Raw genomic sequence first — 18614 nt, forward strand, 5'->3', positions numbered from 1 at the left:
CGCGGATGTGCCTCAGTGGTAGCACCCCACGACAAGTCAGACGGTGTCCGCCGGCACGGGTGGGCCGGTCAGCGGGCCGCGGCGGGCTCCGGTGCCGGGCGGGGTGTGGACGTGCCGGCGAAGGGGACGTCGACCGCGTCCGTCGGCCCCGGCTGACCGTCGGGGTGCCGCCACAGTCCGCGCTCGCGCAGGATCGGCAGGACGCCCTCGCCGAACCAGTACGCCTCCTCCAGGTGCGGATAGCCGGAGAGGATGAACTCGTCGATGCCGAGCGCGTGGTACTCGGCGATCCGGTCGGCGATCTCGCGGTGGCTGCCGACGAGTGCGGTGCCCGCGCCACCCCGGACCAGCCCGACGCCTGCCCACAGGTTGGGCGAGACCTCCAGGCTGTCGCGGGAGCCACCGTGCAGGTCGAGCATCCGGCGCTGCCCCTCGGACTCGCTGCGGCGCAGCCCGTCCTGCACGGCCCGGATGTCGGCCTCGGAGATGCCGCTGAGCAGGCGGCGAGCCTGTGCCCACGCCTCGTCGGCGGTGTCCCGGGCGATGACGTGCAGTCGGATGCCGAACCGCAGGGACCGGCCGGCCTCGGCGGCCAGCGCCCGCACCCGGTCCAGTTTGTCGGCGACCTGGGCGGGCGGCTCGCCCCAGGTGAGGTAGACGTCGCTGTGCAGCACCGCCACCGGCAGGGCGGCGGCGGACGAGCCGCCGAAGTAGACAGGCGGCGCCGGGTCGGGCAGCCGGTGCAGCCGGGCCTGCTCGACGCGCAGGTGGGCGCCGTGGTGGTCGACCGTCTCACCCCGCCAGAGCGCGCGCACGACGTGCAGGAACTCGTCGGCCCGCGCGTACCGGGCGTCCTTGTCCAGGAAGTCGCCGTACGCCCGCTGCTCCGATGACTCGCCGCCGGTGACCACGTTGAGCAGCAGGCGGCCCCGGGACAGCCGCTGGAACGTCGAGGCCATCTGGGCGGCGAGGGTGGGTGAGGTCAGGCCGGGCCGGAAGGCCACCAGGAACTTGAGGCGTTCGGTGACCTCGGTGAGCATCGCCGTGCTCAACCAGGCGTCCTCGCACCACGCGCCGGTGGGGGTGAGCGCGCCGACGAAGCCGAGCTGTTCGGCGGTGCGGGCGATCTGCCCCAGGTACGCCACGCTTGCCGGTCGGGCGCCTCCGGCGGCCCCGGTCGGCACGCCGTGGCCGCCGCCGACGACGTCCCGGCTGTCGCCGTTGGTGGGCAGGAACCAGTGGAAGGTGAGGGTCATCGGGGCTCTTTCCTCCAGTGCGCGGCGGAGCGGGTGCGGGTGGCGCGCGCGGTGAGGCGGGCACCTCCTGAGGGGTGGGACGATCCCGCCGACAGCCTACCCATAAAACCTATCGGGTTAGTAGGCTACCGCCCACGCCGCCCCACGCCTGTCGATGCGGCCCGGCACACCCGTCCGACCCAAGGAGCCGCCATGCGTACCCCCTCGCCGAGTCATAGCCGACGTCGCCGCCTGCTGACGGCCGCGTTCACCGCCGTGGTCCTGCTCGCCGCAGCCGCCGTGAGCGCCTGCGGCGGGACTGCCGACGCCGGAGGCAGCGCGGCCAAGCTGCGGATCGGCTACCAGCGCTTCGGGGGGCTGAGCCTGGTCAAGGCGCGCGGCGAGACCCCGGGCGTCGAGTGGTCGCTGTTCGAGAGCGGTCCGGCGCTCACCGAGGCGCTCAAGGCTGGGTCGATCGACATCGGGCAGGTCGGGGAGGCCCCACCCGTCTTCGCCGCCGCCGGGAAGATCCCGTTCTCCATCATCGGCACCTCGGTGCCGATCCCGCAGGGTGAGGCGGTGCTGGTCAAGGCCGACAGCGGCTACCGCAGCTTCGCCGACCTCAAGGGCAAGACGATCGCCCTCAACAAGGGCTCCAACGTGCACTGGCTGCTGGTCCGGCTGCTGGAGGCCAACAAGATGACGTTGAAGGACATCGAGGTCAAGTACCTCAAGCCGGCCGAGGGGCGGCCCGCGTTCGACAGCGGGCAGGTCGACGCCTGGGTGATCTGGGACCCGTACTTCGCGCTCGCCGAGCAGCCGGGCGTGCGGGTGCTCGCCGACGCGACCGGCCTGGCCAGCAACCGTGAGTACGTGCTGGCCGCCCCCGACGCGGTCGCCAAGCGCTCGGACGACATCCGGGCGTTCCTGCAGCGCTACCGCGAGGTGACCGACTGGGGCATCGCCAACCCGCAGGAGCGGGCCCGCACGCTCGCCCCGGAGTTGAAGATCCCGGAGGACGTCACCAGCCGCGCCCTGGACCGCAGCGCCAAGCCGCTCGCCCCGGTCACCCCGGCCATCGGCGACGAACTCCAGGCCATCACGGACAGCTTCATCGCGCTGGACCTCATTCCGGGCCCGGTCGACATCAGGAGCCGGGTGGACGACCGCTTCAGCGCGGTGTTCCAGTGAGTCGTACACCATTGTTGGAAACGCCGCCGGAGGCCGCGGCCGTCGCGGCGCCCGACCCGCGACGGCCCCGGCCGGCCCGGCGGTGGCGACGGCTGGTGAGCCCGGTCGTGCTGGTGCTGGGCTGGGAACTGGCCGCCCGCACCGGGGTGCTGGCGCCGGAGAAGCTGCCCGCGCCGAGCGACGTGCTCGCCACCGGCTGGCGACTGTCCCGCGACGGTACGCTCGCCGTCCACCTCCTGGACTCCCTGACCCGGGCCGGCGCGGGTCTGCTCATCGGCGGCGTCCTGGCGCTGGTCCTGGGCACGGTGGCCGGGCTGTTGCGCCTCGGCGACGACCTGGTCGACCCGCCGGTGCAGATGGCCCGGATGCTGCCGCACCTGGGCCTCGTGCCGCTGCTGATCATCTGGGTCGGCATCGGCGAGTCGTTGAAGATCAGCCTGGTGGCCCTTGGCGCGTTCTTCCCCATCTACTTCAACACGTACGCCGGCATCCGGGACATCGACGAACGGTTGGTGGAGGCGGCCCGCGCCTGCGGGCTCGGGCAGGCCGCCCGGCTGCGCCACGTGGTGCTGCCCGGCGCGCTGCCGTCGCTCTTCCTCGGCCTGCGCCTCGCGATCGGGGCGGCCTGGCTCAGCCTCGTCGTCGGCGAGCAGGTGAACGCCCAGACCGGCATCGGCTTCCTGATGATGGAGGCGCGGGAGTTCAGTCAGACCGACGTCGTGGTCCTCGGCCTGCTCGTCTACGCGCTGCTCGGGCTGATATCCGACCTTGCCCTGCGCGTTGCGGAGAGGAGGATGTTGACATGGCGACGCGGACTGCGAGCCAGCTGACCGGCGCGACGCCGGTGCTGACCGCCCACGCGATCCACCGGGCCTTCGGGTCGGCGGTCGTGCTGGCCGGGGTCGACCTGACCATCGCGCGGGGCGAGGTGGTGGCCCTGCTGGGCGGCAGCGGCTCCGGCAAGAGCACCCTCCTGCGGATCCTCGCCGGGCTGGACGGCGACGCCAGCGGCGAGACAGTCGTGCACGGCACCGCCGCCGTGGTCTTCCAGGAACACCGGCTCCTGCCCTGGAAGCGGGTGGCGGCGAACGTCGGGCTCGGCCTGTCCGGCCCGGACACCGTCGGGCGCATCGATCGGGCGTTGCGGGAGGTGGGGCTCGCCGAGCGGCACCGCGCCTGGCCGGCCGAGCTGTCCGGCGGGCAGGCGCAGCGGGTGGCTGTGGCGCGCGCCCTGGTCCGCGAACCGGATCTGCTGCTGCTCGACGAACCGTTCGGGGCCCTGGACGCGCTCACCAGGCTGCGGATGCAGGTGCTGCTGCGCCGGCTGCGCGCCGAACACGGCTTCGCCGCCCTGCTTGTCACCCACGACGTGGAGGAGGCACTGCTGCTCGCCGACCGGATCCTGCTCCTCGACGACTGCCGCATCGCCGCGGAGTTGCCCGTCGACCTCGGCCCCACCCGTACGCCTGACGACCCGGGCTTCGGCGCGCTGCGCCGCCACCTGCTCGACCGACTCGGCGTTCCCACCACCTGAACGAGCGGAGACCCGATGACCCGCTGGACGCCCGACCCCACCTTCTACCCGTCACCGTCGCAGGCGGCGACCGCGCCGGCGGAGAAGCTCGCCTACGTGGCGGCCTTCGACCGCAGCGCCAGCCGCCCGGACGCCATCGCGGTGCTGGACACCGACCCCGACTCCCCCGACTACGGCCGGGTCGTCGGCTGGACCGACCTGCCGCACCTCGGCGACGAGGTGCACCACTTCGGGTGGAACGCGTGCAGCAGCGCGCTCTGCCCGACCGCCCCGCACCCGCACGTCGAGCGGCGCTACCTGATCGTGCCCGGCCTGCGCTCGTCGCGCATCCACGTGCTCGACACCCAGCCCGACCCGCGCCAACCGCAGGTCGTCAAGGTGATCGGGCCGGAGGAGTTGTCGAAGCGGGCCGGCTACTCCCGACCGCACACCGTGCACTGCGGCCCGGACGGCATCTACCTGTCCGCGCTCGGTGGCGCGGACGGCGCGGAGGGTCCGGGTGGCATCGCGATCCTGGACCACACCACGTTCGACGTCCGTGGGGCGTGGGAGGCCGACCGGGGCCCGCAGTTCCTGGCGTACGACGTGTGGTGGCACCTCACCCAGGACGTGCTCGTCACAAGCGAGTGGGGCACCCCGTCGATGATCGAGGACGGGATCATCGGCGAGCTGCTGCTGGGCCGGCGCTACGGCCACGCCATCCACTTCTGGGACCTCGCGAAACGTCGGCACGTGCAGCGGGTCGACCTGGGTGATCAGTACCAGATGCCGCTGGAGCTACGCCCGGCACACGATCCGCGGAAGTCGTACGGCTTCGTCGGGGTGGTGATCAGCGTCGAGGACCTGTCCGCCTCGGTCTGGCTGTGGCACCGCGACGGAGACGCCTGGGCGGTCACCAAGGTGATCGACATCCCGGCCGAGCCGGCCGACCCGGCGGACCTGCCCGACCTGCTCAAGCCGTTCGGCGCGGTGCCGCCGCTGGTGACCGACATCGACCTGTCGGTGGACGACAAGTTCCTCTACGTCTCCTGCTGGGGCACCGGCGAGCTGCGCCAGTACGACGTCAGCGACCCGCTGCACCCCGTGCAGACCGGCTCGGTGCACCTCGGCGGGATCGTCCGCCGCACCGCGCACCCGTCCGCGCCCGACGAGGCCCTCGCCGGTGGGCCGCAGATGGTCGAGGTGAGCCGGGACGGGCGGCGGGTCTACGTCAGCAACTCCCTCTACGGCTCGTGGGACGACCAGTTCTATCCGGACGGGGTGGGGGCCTGGCTGGCGAAGCTCGACGTCGACGTGGACGCCGGCGGGCTCACGCCCGACGAGAGGTTCTTCCCGCACGGCGAGGAGTTCCGGGGCCGGCGGGTGCACCAGACCCGCCTCCAGGGCGGGGACGCGTCCTCCGACTCGTACTGCTTTCCGTGACCGTCCGGACCCTCGCGACGCTCGCGGCGCTCGGCGCGTTCCACGGCCTGAACCCGGCCATGGGCTGGCTGTTCGCGGTGGCCCGGGGCCTGCAGGAGCGCGACCGGGCGGCGCTGCTGCGCGCTCTGCCGCCGATCGCGGCCGGGCATCTCGCATCCGTGGCGATCGTCGCCGCCCTGGTCACCGCGACCAGGTCGGTGACGGCGAGCACCGCCCTGGCGGTGGTCGGCGGCGTGCTGCTTGTCGGGTTCGGGCTGTGGCGGCTGCTCTCCGAGCGGCACTTCCGCTGGGCCGGGATGCGGCTGTCCTCGGCACAGCTCGCCGGCTGGTCGTTCCTCATGTCGTCGGCCCACGGCGCGGGGCTGATGCTGCTGCCGGTGCTTGTCGCCGAGCCGGTGTCCGGAGGTCACTCCGGGCACCTGGCCGCCGCGCCGGTCGGCGCGCTGACCGGGTTGGCCGCGGCGGGTGTGCACACCGTGGCGATGCTCGGCACCGCACTGGTCGTGGCGGTGCTTGTCTACCAGGTGCTCGGGGTCGGGGTGCTGCGTCGGGCCTGGTTCAACGTCGACAGGCTCTGGGCCGGGGTGCTGGTGGCCGCCGGCCTGGTGACGCTGATCCGGGCGTGAACGTCCATCGTGGAAACGTGTGATGTGTGATCTCATGTCGCCATGGTCACTCCGACTCCCCTCATGCAGCTCGTGGCCGGCGTGTGGGGGTTCAAGACCCTCGCGGCCGGCGTCGACCTCGGTCTGTTCACCCGGCTCGCCGGGGGGCGGACGATGACAGTCGAGCAGGCCGCGGCCGAGTTCGGGCTGCCCGACCGGCCGGCGGACCTGCTGCTCGCCGCATGCGCCTCGCTCGGTCTGCTGGAGAAGGCCGGCGACGGCTACCGCAATACCGAGCTGGCCGAGCAGTTCCTGGTCGAGGGTCGCCCCTACTACTTCGGCGCCCAGATCCGCTACTCCGACCTGCGCACCTACCTGCCGTGGCACCGCATCGGCGAGGCGCTGCGCACGGATCGACCGTTGACCTGGGACCCGGAGTCGCAGCAGTCCATGTTCGACACCGAGGATCCGTTGATGCTGGCGCAGTTCTGGGACGCCATGTATTCGACGTCAAGCTTCACGGCAAGCGCGCTCGCCGAGGCGTACGACTTCTCCGCGTACCGTCGGCTGCTCGACGTGGGCGGCGGGGCCGGCGCGTTCCCGATCGAGTTCTGCCGCCGCCTACCCGAGCTGCGGGCGACGGTCCTGGACCTGCCGCACGTGTGCGTACGGGCGCGGGAGCGGATCGCGGAGGCGGGGCTGACCGATCGGATCGACGCGGTACCCGGCGACTTCCTCGCCGATCCCGCGTTGCCGGACGGGCACGACGTCATCCTGCTCAGCATGATCCTGCACGACTGGGACGAGCCGACGAACCGGGCGCTGTTGGCCCGCTGTCGTGAGGCGCTGCCGCCCGGTGGGGCGATAGTCGTCTGCGAGCTGCTGCTCAACGACGAGCGCACCGGGCCACCGGAGGCGGCCCTGATGGGCATGAACATGCTCGTCGAGACCGAGGGCGGCCGGAACTACTCGGCCGCCGAGTACGGCGCGTGGCTGACCGACGCCGGGTTCGTCGACGTGCGTACCGTGCCGTTCGACGCCCCCGGCGCGAACGGCGCGGTGGTGGCCCACCGGCCGTGAAACGCCGACGGCACCCGACCCGGGAAGGGGTCGGGTGCCGCAGCGTCATCGGGACGCTGGCGTCCGATCGGCTACCGGGACGGGTCAGGCGCGAGCCTTCGCGGGCTGCTTCATGAAGTCCATGATCGCCTTGTTGACCTCGTCGGCGTGCGTCCACGGGATGCCGTGCGGCGCGCCCTTGAGCGTGATCAGATTGGCGGTCGGCATCATCGGCCCGAGCCGCTGGCCGGTCACCGGATAGGGCAGGACCCGGTCCTGGTCACCCTGCATAATCAAGATCGGCACGTCGATCTTCGGCAGGTCGGGGCGGAAGTCCTCCTGCCAGGCGTCCACGCTGTCGTGGGTGGCCCTGGCTGAGGCCATCGCGCCGATCTGCCAGTGCGCCCGGTACGCGTCCTCGCTGACCCGCTTGCCCATGTTCTGGTCCGGGTTGAAGAACGCGTCGCAGAACGACGTCAGATAGGCGTAGCGATCCTTGATGATGGCCTGCTGGAAACCCTTGAAGAGGTTCGTGTCGACGCCCTCCGGGTTGTCCTTCGCCTTGGCCAGCATGGGTTGCAGCGGGCTGAGCAGCACGCCGCGACTCACTCGCTGGGAGCCGTAGTTGGCCAGGTAGCGGACCACCTCGCCGGTGCCCATCGAGTGACCCACGAGTGTCGCGTCGCTCAGGTCAAGTTCGGTCATCAGCACGTCCAGGTCCGCCGCGAACGTGTTGTAGTCGTACCCGAACGCCGGTTGGGCGGAGTTGCCGTAGCCGCGTCGATCGTAGGTGATCGTCCGGTATCCGGCGTTGAGCAGCGCGTTTGTCGCCTTCTCGAAGGTTGCCCCGTTGAACGGGAAACCTGCGATCAGCACGACCGGCTTACCGGATCCGTGGTCCTCGTAGTACAGGTCGATGGGTGCGGAGTTTTCCGTCCCCACGGTGATGAAAGGCATGTTTTTTCTCCTGCTCCGGTGTGGGCTGTCGGACGCCCCGCGCTTTCCCGTCGGGTCGCCGGATATGCGGCCGACCGGCGTTGCCCAGGTCAGGCCCGAAACCCGCGCCCCACATCGACATTTATCAACACCTTCGGTAGGGTCGCCGGTAGGAAAGTTTCGGCATACCGGAGGTGGGCATGCTTCGAAGAATTTCCGCGGCGCTGGCCGTCGGGGCGGTCGTGGCCGCCCTGGGCGCCACGCCCGCCCAGGCCGACCCGGTGGTGCCACGGCACGCCATAGTGGTCTGCCAGAGCGCCAGCTTCTACGCCAACTACGACTCCGCAGGCGGCCCCACCGGCCTGAAGCGCACGTTGGAGTACGGCAACAAGATCGGCCACACCCCGGGCGCGCACCCGGTCTACAACGGGTGGGCCGCGTCCTTCGACTTCGGCCCGAACGACTGGGGTTACCTGCGCGCCGAGTGCATCGGCGGGTACGACTCATGGTGAGCACCCGGGTGGCCGCCGGCCTGCTGGCCGGGGTCGTCGCCGCGACGCTCGCCGCGCCGACGCCCGCCCTTGCCGCCAACGGCACGATCGGCCAGCGGGAGACGGTCTGCGCGAGTGACCTGTTCGTCCGCACGCAGCCCAACGGCGCCTGGATGGGCACCCTCTACCAGGGTCAGACATTTCTGGTCGAGGGTCCCCGCAGCGGCGGTTACGTCTACGGCTTCGCCTACGGGTACATCAACAGACGCGGCTGGGTGCAGGACGGCTGGTTCTGCTGACCGGCCGGCCGGCGCCGCGACCGGATCGGGGTGTACCGATCCGGTCGCGGCGGCCTAGCCTCGAACGGTGAGCCTCTCTCCCCGGTTGCGGGCCGTCAGCGACCTGCACATCAGCTACGCGGAGAACCGCGCCTTCGTCGAGGAGCTGCGGCCGGACCATCCCGGCGACTGGCTGCTCGTCGCCGGCGACGTGGCCGATCGCCTCGCCGACATCGAGTGGGCACTTGACCTGCTGAGCAGCCGGTTCGCGAAAGTCGTCTGGGCGCCCGGCAACCACGAGCTGTGGACGCCTCCCGGCGACCCGGAGCACCTGCGCGGCGAGGCCCGCTACCGCGCGCTTGTGGACCTGTGCCGGCGACTGGGTGTCGTCACGCCCGAGGACCCGTACCCGGTGTGGGACGGCGAGGGCGGCCCGGCAACCATCGCCCCGCTCTTCGTCCTGTACGACTACACGTTCCGGGTGCCGCAGGCGAGCACCAAGGAGGAGTCGCTGGCCCTGGCGTACGCGGCCGGGGTGGTGTGCACCGACGAGGCGCTGTTGCACCCCGACCCGTACCCGAGCCGGGAGGCGTGGTGCGACGCCCGCGTCACCGAGACCGAACGCCGGCTGGCCGAGCGTGACCCCGCGCTGCCGACAGTGCTCGTCAACCACTACCCGCTGGTGCGCGAACCCACCGACGTGCTGTGGTTCCCGGAGTTCGCCCAGTGGTGCGGCACCGTCCGCACCCGCGACTGGCACCTGCGCTTCGGCGCGTCCACGATGGTCTACGGGCACCTGCACATCCCCCGGACGACCTTCTACGACGGCGTGCGGTTCGAGGAGGTCTCGCTCGGCTACCCGCGCGAGTGGCGGCGACGCGGGCCCGTCCCCGACCCGGTGCGCACCATCCACCCGGCCGACGACCTCCGGGGCGCTACCGGTCCACGGCATCGGTGAACGCTCGAAGGTTCAGGCGCGGTGCCAGCGTCCTGGCAAGCCAGGTGACGCGCTGATCACCAGCGGCCAGCCCGGCGCGGGCTACCGTGCACCAGTCGTCGCGATCCAAGACGGCGAGGTAACCGCCCAGGACTCGCTCTCGTCCACCCTCGGGCCAGGCCATTCGTCGCGCCGCTGTCTGGTTCAGATAATCAGCCAGTTCGGCAGCGACGAGGTACCGCTCCACCGACGGATCGAGCTGGCCGGCGTGCGCGCAGTGGGCCTGTAGGACGGCTGGGGCGGGCGGATAGTGGTCGAGCGTGACGCCCACGCCGGCACTGTCGGCCATCATGGTCAGCAGCAGGCCGGTATGGTCGATCACCTCGCGGTCGGGGTTCGCCGCGGTGATCGCCTCGTGCAGGTGTGCGGCGGTGGCGACCTCTCCGGCGAAGTAGCGGTTGAGGTAGTCGCCGTCGCACGCACGCCGCAGCATCCACGATCGCGATCCGGTGCTGCCGACCTTGCACAGGGACTCCACCACATACACCCGTCCCCAGCCCGTGACCCGCTCGGCCAGCCACAGCAGGGCGTCCGAGCCCCCACGCCGCCGTTCCATCGCATGGGCGGCCAGTGGGCCGAAGTGGTTCGACAACAGCCCGATCGTCTTGATCAGCGGAATGTCGTCCTCATCCCACACGGTGCCCAGCAGTGCCAGGCCAACAGTCGCAGCGCAGCGATCGGTGGCGTGCTGGACAAGCCAGCGACCGGTCTGCCGGACACGTTCAGCACCGACCCGACAGGCCGCGGCCGCGATGTGGTCGTTGCGATGGATCGGAACATCGAGGTCGTGAACCGCCCCGACGAGGTCGCCCGGAACGCTTGACGGATCAGCGAAATGCGCATCCAGCACGGCAGCGACATCAGCACCGCTGCGGCGTCGATCATCCGGTCCTTGAGAACGAGACTTCCGACCTCGATGCTGCGCGTCGTCCGGATAGGGCGCACCATCACGGAACAGAGGCGAGTCGGGGTCCTCGCGATGCAACCGCAACGCGTGGTCGAACAACGACATCTGGGATCCGAGCAGTCCAGGCTCGGGGGTCACGCTCAACGGCGGACGGAGGACTCAATTCTTTCGATCATGCCCAGATGATGCCAGCGCCCCGGCCCACCAGCAACCCCGTCCAGGATCGGGTGGCCTTCAAGCCACACGCAGGTCCGCACCGACCGGACCGGTTTTTTAGTCGGGTGCGGCCGACGAGCGTCGCCAGTCGCGCCACGCCGGCCGGCGCCGGCTGCGCCCGGGCGACATCGGCGATGAGAGTACGCGCCAACGGCCGACACCGAACCTCAGCAGGCGCGACACTGTCCGCGTCGACGAGGGCGCGTGCCGCCCCACGCAGGTCACCCACCTGGAGATACGCCCGAGCGGCGTCGAGCAGGTAGGCGCCCCGATACTCGGCCGGCAACCGCCGCCACCCGTCCCGCCGAACGACGCTCACATGCCGTCGCACCGCCACCAGCACCCGCGCCACCTCGACGGCGACCGGCCCGAAGCTGGTGCGGTGCTGATCGTCGTACCCCCACGGCCCACTCCCCCGCGCATCCACCCCTGCCCCGCCCCCATCCCCGCCCCCATCCCGGTAGCGTTTTGCGGCGCGTAGCGCCTGGCCCACGGACACCGTCGCCGACGCCGTAAGGACCCCCACTCAGCGACTACGGTGACCGGATGCCGATCAGTCGACGCCGAATCCTTCAGTTGGTGGCCGCCGGCAGCGGCGTCACCGCGCTCGGCGCGGCCGGCATCGCCCTGGTCGACGCCGAGGTGCTGCCCGGCCGGTCGGTGCTCGACCGCGCGCTGGGCCGCTGCGACGCCGCACCGCCGACCGCGCCGCAGGGCACGCCCCAGCCGCTGGTCACCGGCACCTTCCGCTCGACGGCACGCCGCCGGGAGGTCGGCTTCGCCATCTCCTACCCACCCGGGTACGCCCCGGGCGCGCGGCTGCCCGTCTGCCTGGCCCTGCACGGGTATGCGGCCGACGCCCGCTCCGCCGTCACCGCCGCCAGGTATCCGGAGTTCCTGGCCGGCGCGCTCGCGGCAGGGGTGCCCCCGTTCGCGCTGGCCGCACCGGACGGCGGCGACGGCTACTGGCATCCGCACGCCACCGACGACCCGCTCGGCATGCTCGTCGACGAGTTCCTGCCGCTGCTGGCCGGGCGTGGCCTGCGCACCGACCGGGTCGCGGTGGCCGGCTGGTCGATGGGCGGGTACGGCGCGCTGCTCGCCGCGCTGACCCATCCGGACCGGTTCCGGGCGGTGGTTGCCACCTCACCGGCGATCTTCCGCTCGTACGCCGACGCGGAGCGGGTCAACGCCGGCGCGTTCGACGATCCCGACGAGTGGGCCAGGTACGACGTGACGACCCGCGCCGCGCAGTTCGCCGGCCTACCGGTGCGGATCGCGATCGGCGCGGCCGACCCGTTCGCGGGCGCGGTCGAGACACTGCGGGACCGGCTGCCCGACCCGGGGGTGGTGACCATCGGGGTGGGCTGCCACGACGGCGACTACTGGGCGTCGGTCGCCCCGGCGCAGGTGCGGGCGATCGGCGCGGCGCTGGCCGGCTGACCCGTAGCTGACGTGTTCAGAAGGGCTCGAAGAATCGAACGGACCAGGTCGCATCATTCGTCGAGCCGAACACCCAACCGTTGGGCCCGTCGTAAGGCGCGGAGAGGATGTGCTCTGGGACGAGGAGGTAGTCGAGCCCGTCGAGTGCCTCCTCGATACGTGCGCGGTCGTCCGGGTGCAGGTGAGGTTTGTGGCCCCACGGAGCGGAAGATCCGCACGCGGCAAGGCCACCAAAATTGCTTACGCTCACAGTCAGCGACAGTGGGATTCGGGTACGTTTCGTGCGGCTGCGACTGACCTCGGAGGGAATCCAGATGCTGCCGAAACATGCGGAGTCCTGGGCCAGCCAGACGTCACATCGGCAACCGTAGGCCTCGCTCAATCGCTCCGCGAGCCGGTCGAACCGACCCTGGGTCGCCGCGAGGTCGAAGTGCCGTGGTACCTCCAGACCATCACCTGCGAATGGCTCGACCCGCTCGTTCGATGCCGCCCGCACCGATTGCGGCAGTGAGCCTTCCACCATGGCCCGCAGGAGCAACTCCGGACTGAGGCCGTGCCCTACCGGCGCGACCGGCTCGTCCAACTCCCGGAGCAACGACCACCAATCCGCGTCTGACATGGTCACGCGAGGAACCGTAGCCAGCGGGTGACAGCGCCAACAACCGATTTGAGCCGGGTCGGCAGGGCACCTGGCCCGGCACTGCTCGACGGCCCGGCGCGTCCGTCAGCGGGTGAGGCCGACGAGCGTCGCCAGCCGCGCCACGCCGGCCGGCGCCGGCTGCGCCCGGGCGACATCGGCGATGAGAGTACGCGCCAACGGCCGACACCGAACCTCAGCAGGCGCGACACTGTCCGCGTCGACAAGCGCACGCGCCGCCCCACGCAGGTCACCCACCTGGAGATACGCCCGAGCGGCGTCGAGCAGGTAGGGCGCCCCGATACTCGGCCGGCAACCGCCGCCACCCGTCTCGCCGAACGACGCTCACATGCCGTCGCACCGCCTCGGCGGCGTCACCCCGATGCGCCGCCACCAGCACCCGCGCCACCTCGACGGCGACCGGCCCGAAGCTGGTGCGGTGCTGATCGTCGTACCCCCGAAGGTGTGCGGCGACGTCCGCGGCTCGGTCGGACGATCGGGTGGTTCCGCGGGCAGGTGCCCACAGCAGGGTCGCGGGCGGCGACCCCTAGCGGCCGCGAAGCATGTCGGCGAGGCCGGCGGGATAGAGCGGGCGGCCTGCGGTGAAGCTGCTCAAGGAACGCCACATGACTTGCGTGCCCGGATTGTCGAGGATCTCGCCGACCGTGTCCCGCTCGTAGAGCGACTGGTCGGTGAGCCGGCAGTCGTAGACGAAGACAATCTCATGCCCGTCGCGGCCGAATCCCTGAAAGAGGTTTTCCAGAACGCCCAGTAGGCGTACGTCGAGGAGTTCGACGTCGAGTTCCTCGCGCAGTTCGCGACGTACGGCGGCCTCGGCCGTCTCGCCGAATTCGATCCCCCCGCCCAGGGGACGGTAGAAGGTCTCGTCGTTCGTGGAGTCGTGGTGCTCGAATACGAGCAGGTCCTCACCACGACGTGGCACGGCAAGGGCGACCGGGCGGATTGACGACATCAGTCGAGGCTAATGCTCCAACCCGGGATCGTGAGGCAGGCCGAGGTGACCTCGATCGCGGTCGTAGGTGCCTAGATCGTTGACCGGTAATTCTGGGCGGGTCATCAATGGTCGTAGGCGATCAAGGAGCGTTTGACGGGTGCGTCGATGGTCCAGTTGTGCCAGATCGCGGCGTTGAGGGGGGAGCAGGCGTTGCAGGACACGGTCCATAGGCCGGCCGGTACCCGCCCGCCGTGTTGTTCCAGGCCGAGTTGGTTCTTCAACGTCCAGATGATCGCTTCATGCGTTGGCGTAAGCAGTTCGGGGCGGGTCTGGGAGGTTTCTCGTCCTTGCGGGCCGGGTGGATCAGTAACAGGCCCAGGTCGGTGAACAGTTGCTCGCTGCCGCCGGACAAGCCCTTGTCGGTGACCACGGTGGTGCCCGGGGCGGGCTGGTTAGCGGGCTGGCGGGTCAGGATCTGGCGGGTCGCTTGGCGATCGCCGAGCATCACGAATACTCCTGTTCCAGGATAGCCAGGTCGCGGTCGGCGAACTGCACGTGCGCCCACTGGTCGCTGAAGATGACTTGCAGGCACTTGACCGCCGTACGTTCGGCGGGCGGCGGGCAGCCGATCGCGGTGTTCGGCCCCCGCACGCGGTCCAGCTCCTCCTGCGTGACCTGCGCCAGATATGCGCGCAGATCGGCGATCCGCTCGGCGCGCACGGCGAGGATTTCGCCGAGGGTGGGCGCGGCCGACTCGTCGATGCCGAACTCGGTGCCGTTGGTGGTGAACGATGCGGGTACGCCGATCGGATGGAACGGGTTCGGGCGAAGGGCCGCCGCGTGGCCATACCAGGCGTCCACGACGAAGATCGTGTGTCGCAGGGTTTGGGCGAGCGACCATTCGTCGTTCACTGATCTGTGGACGGCTTCCTCTGGCAGCACGCTTACGCGTCGCAGCGTCGCTTGCCACAGCTCCTCGATGACATCCACCGCATCGCGCATCGTCTCGGGTGTGGTTGGCTGCAGTCGAAGCCGTTCGGGGTGCAGGCGATCCAGCTCGGCCTCGATCAATGGCATGACCTCCACGCCGTTGACGCGCAGGCCGTTGATCGCCCCGTCGATGTCGGCGTCCAACAGCAGCACGCCACGCATCCGGGCGCCGCTGAGATCCACCTCGCGGAAGGTTGCGCCGGCCATTGACAGGTCGATGAACTCCGTACCCTCGTAGTCGGGATGCTGCACGAATCGCGTCATCGGCACATCGTAGGGGCCCGGTACGACAAGACCACCAAATCAAGATCCCAGCATTGGGCTGCCCGGAGGTTTCCGGACAGGGTTCCATTCGGGACCATTGACCGGGAGCGGAGGAGATAGTAATGGCACAAGTGAAGAGAAGAAATACCGGTCAACGATCTAGATGTGTGTTCTTGCCTGCTCGATGTGCCGCACGATGGCATGGGCGCCGTGGGCTTGGGCGATGGCGTTCGCCTCGTCGAGTGTAGTGAGCGCATCCGAACGGCGGTCCTGGGCAGCGGCGATGTAGGCTAGGCCGACCATGTTGGCGGCCACGCCCGGCAGGGCCCCCACTTCTCGGCGCAGCCGTGACGACTCCTCCAGCCGCTCGCGCGCTTCGTCCAGTCGACCCGCCGTGTGCGCCGCGATGCCCAGGTGGCGAAGTGCCTCGGCCTCGGTCGCCTTGTCGCCGACCTGCGCCGCCATTTGGTAGGACCGTGTCAGGTGCGGAACCCCGGTCTCGTTGTCGCGCCGGATCACCTGATGCAGGCAGCCGATCCAGAACAGCGTCTCGGCCTGGCCGCGCGTGTCGCCCAGCGCCTGGTACAGCTCCATCGCACGCTCGAACAACTGCAGTTCAGCCGAGTCCTCGACGGGCGACGCACCGCTGATGGCGCGTTCGTTGAGGAATCGCGCATGCAGGATCCGCCCCCGGGCCAGCGCGGTGTCGGCCTCCAGCGCGTCCAGGTCTCGTTCGGCGTCGGCCAGCACGCCAGCATCGCCGCTGAACACGGCGTGTTCATAGAGGGCCCTGGCCCGTTCGATGCGATCTTCGGCGTTCATCGCCGCCCCCGTCCCGGCATCGCCACTGCGCGCCGGCTCAGCAGCTTAGTGGTGCGCCCGTTCGTCGGGTGGGTGGCGGCCGCCGGTCGGCGTCCGGCGGCCGCCACCACAACCGGTCAGCTGGCGTACACCTCAAGTGCCGCCAGTTGCCCGGCCGGCCAGCCGGTGTTACCGGTCACGGTGATACGCACGTAGCGGGTCTGCGCGGCGCTGAAGGTCAGCGCCACCTGGTTGCCCGTCGAAGGGTCGAACGTCCGCGCCGCCGCCCCAACAAGCGTCCCGAAGCTCCCCCCGTCGGTGCTGCCCTGCACGGCCAGAGTCTGCGTCCGCGTCGCCCAGGCCGACGACGGCGGCAGCTTCAGCACCACCCGCCCGACCGTGCGCGAAGCGCCCAGGTCGACCTGCACCCACTGCGGGAACGCGTTGTTGGCGCTCTCCCAGTAGCTGTTCGCGTCGCCGTCCACCACGTTGCCCGACCCGTAGGTCTGGACGTGGCTGCTCTCGCTCGTGGATCGACCGCGGGCGAGGTCGGAGTTGGCCGGGGCGTCGGTGGTCACGGTGACCGCGTTCGAGGCCGCCGAGGTGTTGCCGGCGGCGTCGCGGGCGGTGACCGTGAAGGTGTACGCGGTGGAGGCGCTGAGCCCACTCACGGTCGCCGTGGTGCCCGTGACCGTGCTGACCACAGTGCCGCCCTGGCGCACCTGGTAGCCGGTCACGCCGTTGTCGTCGGTGGACGCCGTCCAGGCCAGGGACACACTCGTCGCCGTCTTGCCAGTCGACGTGAGGCCGCTCGGCGCGGTCGGCGGGTTGTCGGTGGTGCCGCTTGAGGCGTACACCTCGACCTGGGAGAGCTGGCCCGCCGCCAAGCCGGTGTTGCCGGCGATGCTCAGCCGGACGTAGCGGGCCGTGGTGGTCGTCAGCGTGCGCGTGACGGTGTTGCCGGTCGCCGGGTCGAAGGCGAACGCGGAGGCCCCGGCGATTGTCGAGAAGGAGCTGCCGTCGACGCTGCCCTGCACGGTGATGGTCTGGGTGCGCGCGCCCCAGCCGGCGGGCAGCCGCACCACGAGCTTGTTGACCGGGTAGCTGGCGCCCAGGTCGACCTGCCACCAGTGCGGGAAGGACCCGCTGCCGCTCTCCCAGTAGCTGCCGGCGTCGGAGTCCACCGCGTTGGACGCCGCGAACGAGCCGTTCTGGCTGCTCGCCGAGGTGGACCGGCCGGCCGCGAGGTTTCCGGTGGCCGGCGGCGGGGTGCCGACAGTCGGCGGCGTCGGGCGTACGGCGGTGAGCGCGAGTTGGCCCTTGAGCATCCGGCCGCCGTCGCCGGTAATGCGCAGGTAGTAGTCGGAGGAGCAGGCGACGCCGTCCTCGTCCAGAGCCCGGATGTTCGCGCCGGCCGGGGTGGTGGCCTGCGTCTCGGACGTCTTGGCGATCTGGTTGCCCTCGTTGTACTCGTCGAACATCGACACGTACAGGCCCTGGGAGCCGAGCCGGACCATGTTGTAGATGTGCCGCCAGTAGAAGTCGCCGTGCTTGCGGTGCCCACCGGCCAGGTCACCGGGCATCACGCAGGGCAGGTAGTCGATGCCACGCGCCGCGCAGTCCGCCATGTCGCCGACGTTGACGTTGTTGTAGTACGAGTCGAGCTCCTCCACGGTCCGGGCCCGGTAGACCATCCACGGCGAGATGGCGTGGAAGGCGTGGTAGACGTCGAGGAAGCCGGCGCGGGAGTCCTCGATGCCCTGCCGCCACCAGGTGGGCACGCCACCGATGACGTAGCAGCCCTGCGCCTTGAACCAGTTGATGACCTCCAGGCAGGGCCCCGGGGTGAAGGGTCGGCTCGACTCGCTGAAGCCGAAGCCCCAGATGCAGACGACAGGCTTGCCGTTCTGGCGGGCGTACGCGCTGGACGCGGTGTGCGCCGACATCTTCGTCGTCCAGTCGGTCTTGATGTCCGTCTGCATGGTCAACCAGTCGGTGACGTCGTACATGATGTAGAACTTGCGGCTGTAGCGCTCGGCCGCCGAGCGGACCTTCTGCGTCATCGCGTCGCGGGTCGGCCCCTCGTCGCCCGTCGGGTTGAACCGTTGCAGCGCGGCGGTGTCGCAGCCGTACTCCTGCATCCAGCGGAAGTGGGTGTCCACCGTCTGCTGGTCGTAGGAGGAGAAGAGGGTGGCAGGCGATCCGTTGCCGAGGTTGGGGTACGCGGTGGGATAGCTGCGCGTGTACTCGCGCATGTCCGGCCAGGACACGATCGTGGTGTTGGACGGCGACGGCGGCTGGAAGCGGTCGCGGCTCCAGTGCCACCAGCCGCCGATGGGCGCCGAGTCGCCGGGTGCGCTGAACCAGCCCTGGTAGCCGACAGTCACCTTGCCGACCACGTCCCCCACCGGGCTCGCGGCGGAGGCCGGTGTCGCCAGTGTGGTGAGCAGTTCGGTGGTGGAGGTGGCGGCGAGGGCGGACCCCGCTAGTACGGACGTGACGAACCTGCGGCGGGATACCGCCATGAGGACCACTCCTTCGGGACGGAAGGCATTGACGGCCATCGTGGCAGCAGTCGATGCTATCCCGCAAGAGTGCGACGGATCGATGAAAAATCAAAGCAGGCCGCCGGCAGGAGCCGGGTGCCAGCGGG

At 70.5% G+C, this 18614-nt stretch carries 20 protein-coding genes; 10 read left to right on the plus strand and 10 right to left on the minus strand.

Features of this window, described 5'->3' with window-relative positions; translation table 11 throughout:
• Positions 1-68: 68 nt before the first annotated feature.
• On the minus strand, positions 69-1256 hold the full coding sequence (locus OOJ91_RS06175) for an LLM class flavin-dependent oxidoreductase (protein WP_266243431.1): 1188 nt from the start codon (positions 1254-1256) through the stop codon (positions 69-71).
• A gap of 192 nt (positions 1257-1448) precedes the next feature.
• Between OOJ91_RS06175 and OOJ91_RS06180 the strand changes: the two genes are divergently transcribed.
• The 6 genes from OOJ91_RS06180 to OOJ91_RS06205 are packed head-to-tail and all read left to right on the plus strand — an operon-like array spanning position 1449 to position 7067.
• Positions 1449-2426: an aliphatic sulfonate ABC transporter substrate-binding protein gene (locus OOJ91_RS06180; protein ID WP_266243434.1), complete on the plus strand. Its 978-nt coding sequence runs from the start codon at positions 1449-1451 to the stop codon at positions 2424-2426.
• A complete protein-coding gene (locus OOJ91_RS06185; protein WP_266243436.1) occupies positions 2423-3256 on the plus strand; it encodes an ABC transporter permease in 834 nt (277 codons plus the stop codon). Before OOJ91_RS06180 ends, OOJ91_RS06185 begins: the two co-directional genes overlap by 4 nt.
• The gene (locus tag OOJ91_RS06190) at positions 3229-3960 is read left to right on the plus strand and encodes an ABC transporter ATP-binding protein (RefSeq protein WP_266243438.1); all 732 of its coding nucleotides are present in this window, start codon (positions 3229-3231) and stop codon (positions 3958-3960) included. Before OOJ91_RS06185 ends, OOJ91_RS06190 begins: the two co-directional genes overlap by 28 nt.
• 15 nt (positions 3961-3975) lie before the next feature.
• Complete coding sequence (locus tag OOJ91_RS06195; RefSeq protein ID WP_266243440.1) at positions 3976-5382, plus strand: selenium-binding family protein; 1407 nt, start codon at positions 3976-3978, stop codon at positions 5380-5382.
• Positions 5379-6008: a hypothetical protein gene (locus tag OOJ91_RS06200; RefSeq protein ID WP_266243442.1), complete on the plus strand. Its 630-nt coding sequence runs from the start codon at positions 5379-5381 to the stop codon at positions 6006-6008. The genes OOJ91_RS06195 and OOJ91_RS06200 overlap by 4 nt, the downstream gene beginning before the upstream one ends.
• A 42-nt stretch (positions 6009-6050) precedes the next feature.
• Entirely contained in the window at positions 6051-7067 is a 1017-nt protein-coding gene (locus OOJ91_RS06205; RefSeq protein ID WP_266243443.1) for a methyltransferase, read from the plus strand.
• 84 nt (positions 7068-7151) lie between these two features.
• Here OOJ91_RS06205 and OOJ91_RS06210 read toward each other — a convergent pair whose 3' ends face one another.
• Positions 7152-8003 (minus strand): alpha/beta fold hydrolase, encoded by an 852-nt coding sequence (locus OOJ91_RS06210; RefSeq protein ID WP_266243445.1) that lies wholly within the window; start codon positions 8001-8003, stop codon positions 7152-7154.
• Between the two features lie 179 nt (positions 8004-8182).
• On the opposite strand from OOJ91_RS06210, the gene OOJ91_RS06215 reads away from it, so the two are divergent.
• The 3 genes from OOJ91_RS06215 to OOJ91_RS06225 all read left to right on the plus strand — a co-directional run bounded on the left by OOJ91_RS06215 (position 8183) and on the right by OOJ91_RS06225 (position 9709).
• Positions 8183-8494, plus strand: a complete 312-nt coding sequence (locus tag OOJ91_RS06215) for a hypothetical protein (protein WP_266243447.1) — start codon at positions 8183-8185, stop codon at positions 8492-8494.
• Entirely contained in the window at positions 8488-8772 is a 285-nt protein-coding gene (locus OOJ91_RS06220; protein ID WP_266243449.1) for a hypothetical protein, read from the plus strand. Before OOJ91_RS06215 ends, OOJ91_RS06220 begins: the two co-directional genes overlap by 7 nt.
• Positions 8773-8839: 67 nt before the next feature.
• Positions 8840-9709 (plus strand): metallophosphoesterase family protein, encoded by an 870-nt coding sequence (locus OOJ91_RS06225; RefSeq protein ID WP_266243451.1) that lies wholly within the window; start codon positions 8840-8842, stop codon positions 9707-9709.
• Here the strand turns inward: OOJ91_RS06225 and OOJ91_RS06230 are convergent.
• Positions 9687-10760, minus strand: coding sequence for a hypothetical protein (locus tag OOJ91_RS06230; RefSeq protein ID WP_266243453.1), 1074 nt, complete (start codon positions 10758-10760; stop codon positions 9687-9689). The genes OOJ91_RS06225 and OOJ91_RS06230 overlap by 23 nt on opposite strands.
• Before the next feature lie 657 nt (positions 10761-11417).
• On the opposite strand from OOJ91_RS06230, the gene OOJ91_RS06235 reads away from it, so the two are divergent.
• A complete protein-coding gene (locus OOJ91_RS06235; protein ID WP_266243455.1) occupies positions 11418-12314 on the plus strand; it encodes an alpha/beta hydrolase in 897 nt (298 codons plus the stop codon).
• A gap of 16 nt (positions 12315-12330) precedes the next feature.
• On the opposite strand, the gene OOJ91_RS06240 is transcribed toward OOJ91_RS06235, so the two are convergent.
• The 7 genes from OOJ91_RS06240 to OOJ91_RS06270 all read right to left on the minus strand — a co-directional run bounded on the left by OOJ91_RS06240 (position 12331) and on the right by OOJ91_RS06270 (position 18486).
• Positions 12331-12939 (minus strand): hypothetical protein, encoded by a 609-nt coding sequence (locus OOJ91_RS06240; RefSeq protein WP_266243457.1) that lies wholly within the window; start codon positions 12937-12939, stop codon positions 12331-12333.
• A 559-nt stretch (positions 12940-13498) separates the two neighbouring features.
• Positions 13499-13924 (minus strand): NUDIX hydrolase, encoded by a 426-nt coding sequence (locus OOJ91_RS06245; protein WP_266243459.1) that lies wholly within the window; start codon positions 13922-13924, stop codon positions 13499-13501.
• A 104-nt stretch (positions 13925-14028) separates the two neighbouring features.
• Positions 14029-14187, minus strand: a complete 159-nt coding sequence (locus OOJ91_RS06250; RefSeq protein ID WP_266243461.1) for a hypothetical protein — start codon at positions 14185-14187, stop codon at positions 14029-14031.
• Positions 14184-14414, minus strand: a complete 231-nt coding sequence (locus OOJ91_RS06255) for a hypothetical protein (RefSeq protein WP_266243463.1) — start codon at positions 14412-14414, stop codon at positions 14184-14186. Before OOJ91_RS06255 ends, OOJ91_RS06250 begins: the two co-directional genes overlap by 4 nt.
• The gene (locus OOJ91_RS06260; protein WP_266243465.1) at positions 14411-15160 is read right to left on the minus strand and encodes a DinB family protein; all 750 of its coding nucleotides are present in this window, start codon (positions 15158-15160) and stop codon (positions 14411-14413) included. The genes OOJ91_RS06255 and OOJ91_RS06260 overlap by 4 nt, the downstream gene beginning before the upstream one ends.
• Positions 15161-15319: 159 nt before the next feature.
• Entirely contained in the window at positions 15320-15982 is a 663-nt protein-coding gene (locus OOJ91_RS06265; protein ID WP_266243467.1) for a tetratricopeptide repeat protein, read from the minus strand.
• 116 nt (positions 15983-16098) lie between these two features.
• Positions 16099-18486 carry a galactose-binding domain-containing protein gene (locus OOJ91_RS06270; protein WP_266243469.1) on the minus strand — a complete coding sequence of 796 codons (2388 nt, stop codon included), beginning with the start codon at positions 18484-18486 and terminating at the stop codon, positions 16099-16101.
• Between the last annotated feature and the right edge of the window lie 128 nt (positions 18487-18614).

This window comes from Micromonospora lupini, from assembly GCF_026342015.1.
Classification (GTDB): domain Bacteria; phylum Actinomycetota; class Actinomycetes; order Mycobacteriales; family Micromonosporaceae; genus Micromonospora; species Micromonospora lupini_B.

Bases quoted from the DNA above. Each gene is read 5' to 3' on its own strand.
- OOJ91_RS06220 (WP_266243449.1), top strand. From the start codon at position 8,488: ATGGTGAGCACCCGGGTGGCCGCCGGCCTGCTGGCCGGGGTCGTCGCC.
- OOJ91_RS06245 (WP_266243459.1), bottom strand. From the start codon at position 13,924: ATGTCGTCAATCCGCCCGGTCGCCCTTGCCGTGCCACGTCGTGGTGAG.
- OOJ91_RS06265 (WP_266243467.1), bottom strand. From the start codon at position 15,982: ATGAACGCCGAAGATCGCATCGAACGGGCCAGGGCCCTCTATGAACAC.
- OOJ91_RS06210 (WP_266243445.1), bottom strand. From the start codon at position 8,003: ATGCCTTTCATCACCGTGGGGACGGAAAACTCCGCACCCATCGACCTG.
- OOJ91_RS06195 (WP_266243440.1), top strand. From the start codon at position 3,976: ATGACCCGCTGGACGCCCGACCCCACCTTCTACCCGTCACCGTCGCAG.
- OOJ91_RS06215 (WP_266243447.1), top strand. From the start codon at position 8,183: ATGCTTCGAAGAATTTCCGCGGCGCTGGCCGTCGGGGCGGTCGTGGCC.
- OOJ91_RS06190 (WP_266243438.1), top strand. From the start codon at position 3,229: ATGGCGACGCGGACTGCGAGCCAGCTGACCGGCGCGACGCCGGTGCTG.
- OOJ91_RS06235 (WP_266243455.1), top strand. From the start codon at position 11,418: ATGCCGATCAGTCGACGCCGAATCCTTCAGTTGGTGGCCGCCGGCAGC.
- OOJ91_RS06205 (WP_266243443.1), top strand. From the start codon at position 6,051: ATGGTCACTCCGACTCCCCTCATGCAGCTCGTGGCCGGCGTGTGGGGG.
- OOJ91_RS06180 (WP_266243434.1), top strand. From the start codon at position 1,449: ATGCGTACCCCCTCGCCGAGTCATAGCCGACGTCGCCGCCTGCTGACG.
- OOJ91_RS06260 (WP_266243465.1), bottom strand. From the start codon at position 15,160: ATGACGCGATTCGTGCAGCATCCCGACTACGAGGGTACGGAGTTCATC.
- OOJ91_RS06230 (WP_266243453.1), bottom strand. From the start codon at position 10,760: ATGTCGTTGTTCGACCACGCGTTGCGGTTGCATCGCGAGGACCCCGAC.
- OOJ91_RS06270 (WP_266243469.1), bottom strand. From the start codon at position 18,486: ATGGCGGTATCCCGCCGCAGGTTCGTCACGTCCGTACTAGCGGGGTCC.
- OOJ91_RS06175 (WP_266243431.1), bottom strand. From the start codon at position 1,256: ATGACCCTCACCTTCCACTGGTTCCTGCCCACCAACGGCGACAGCCGG.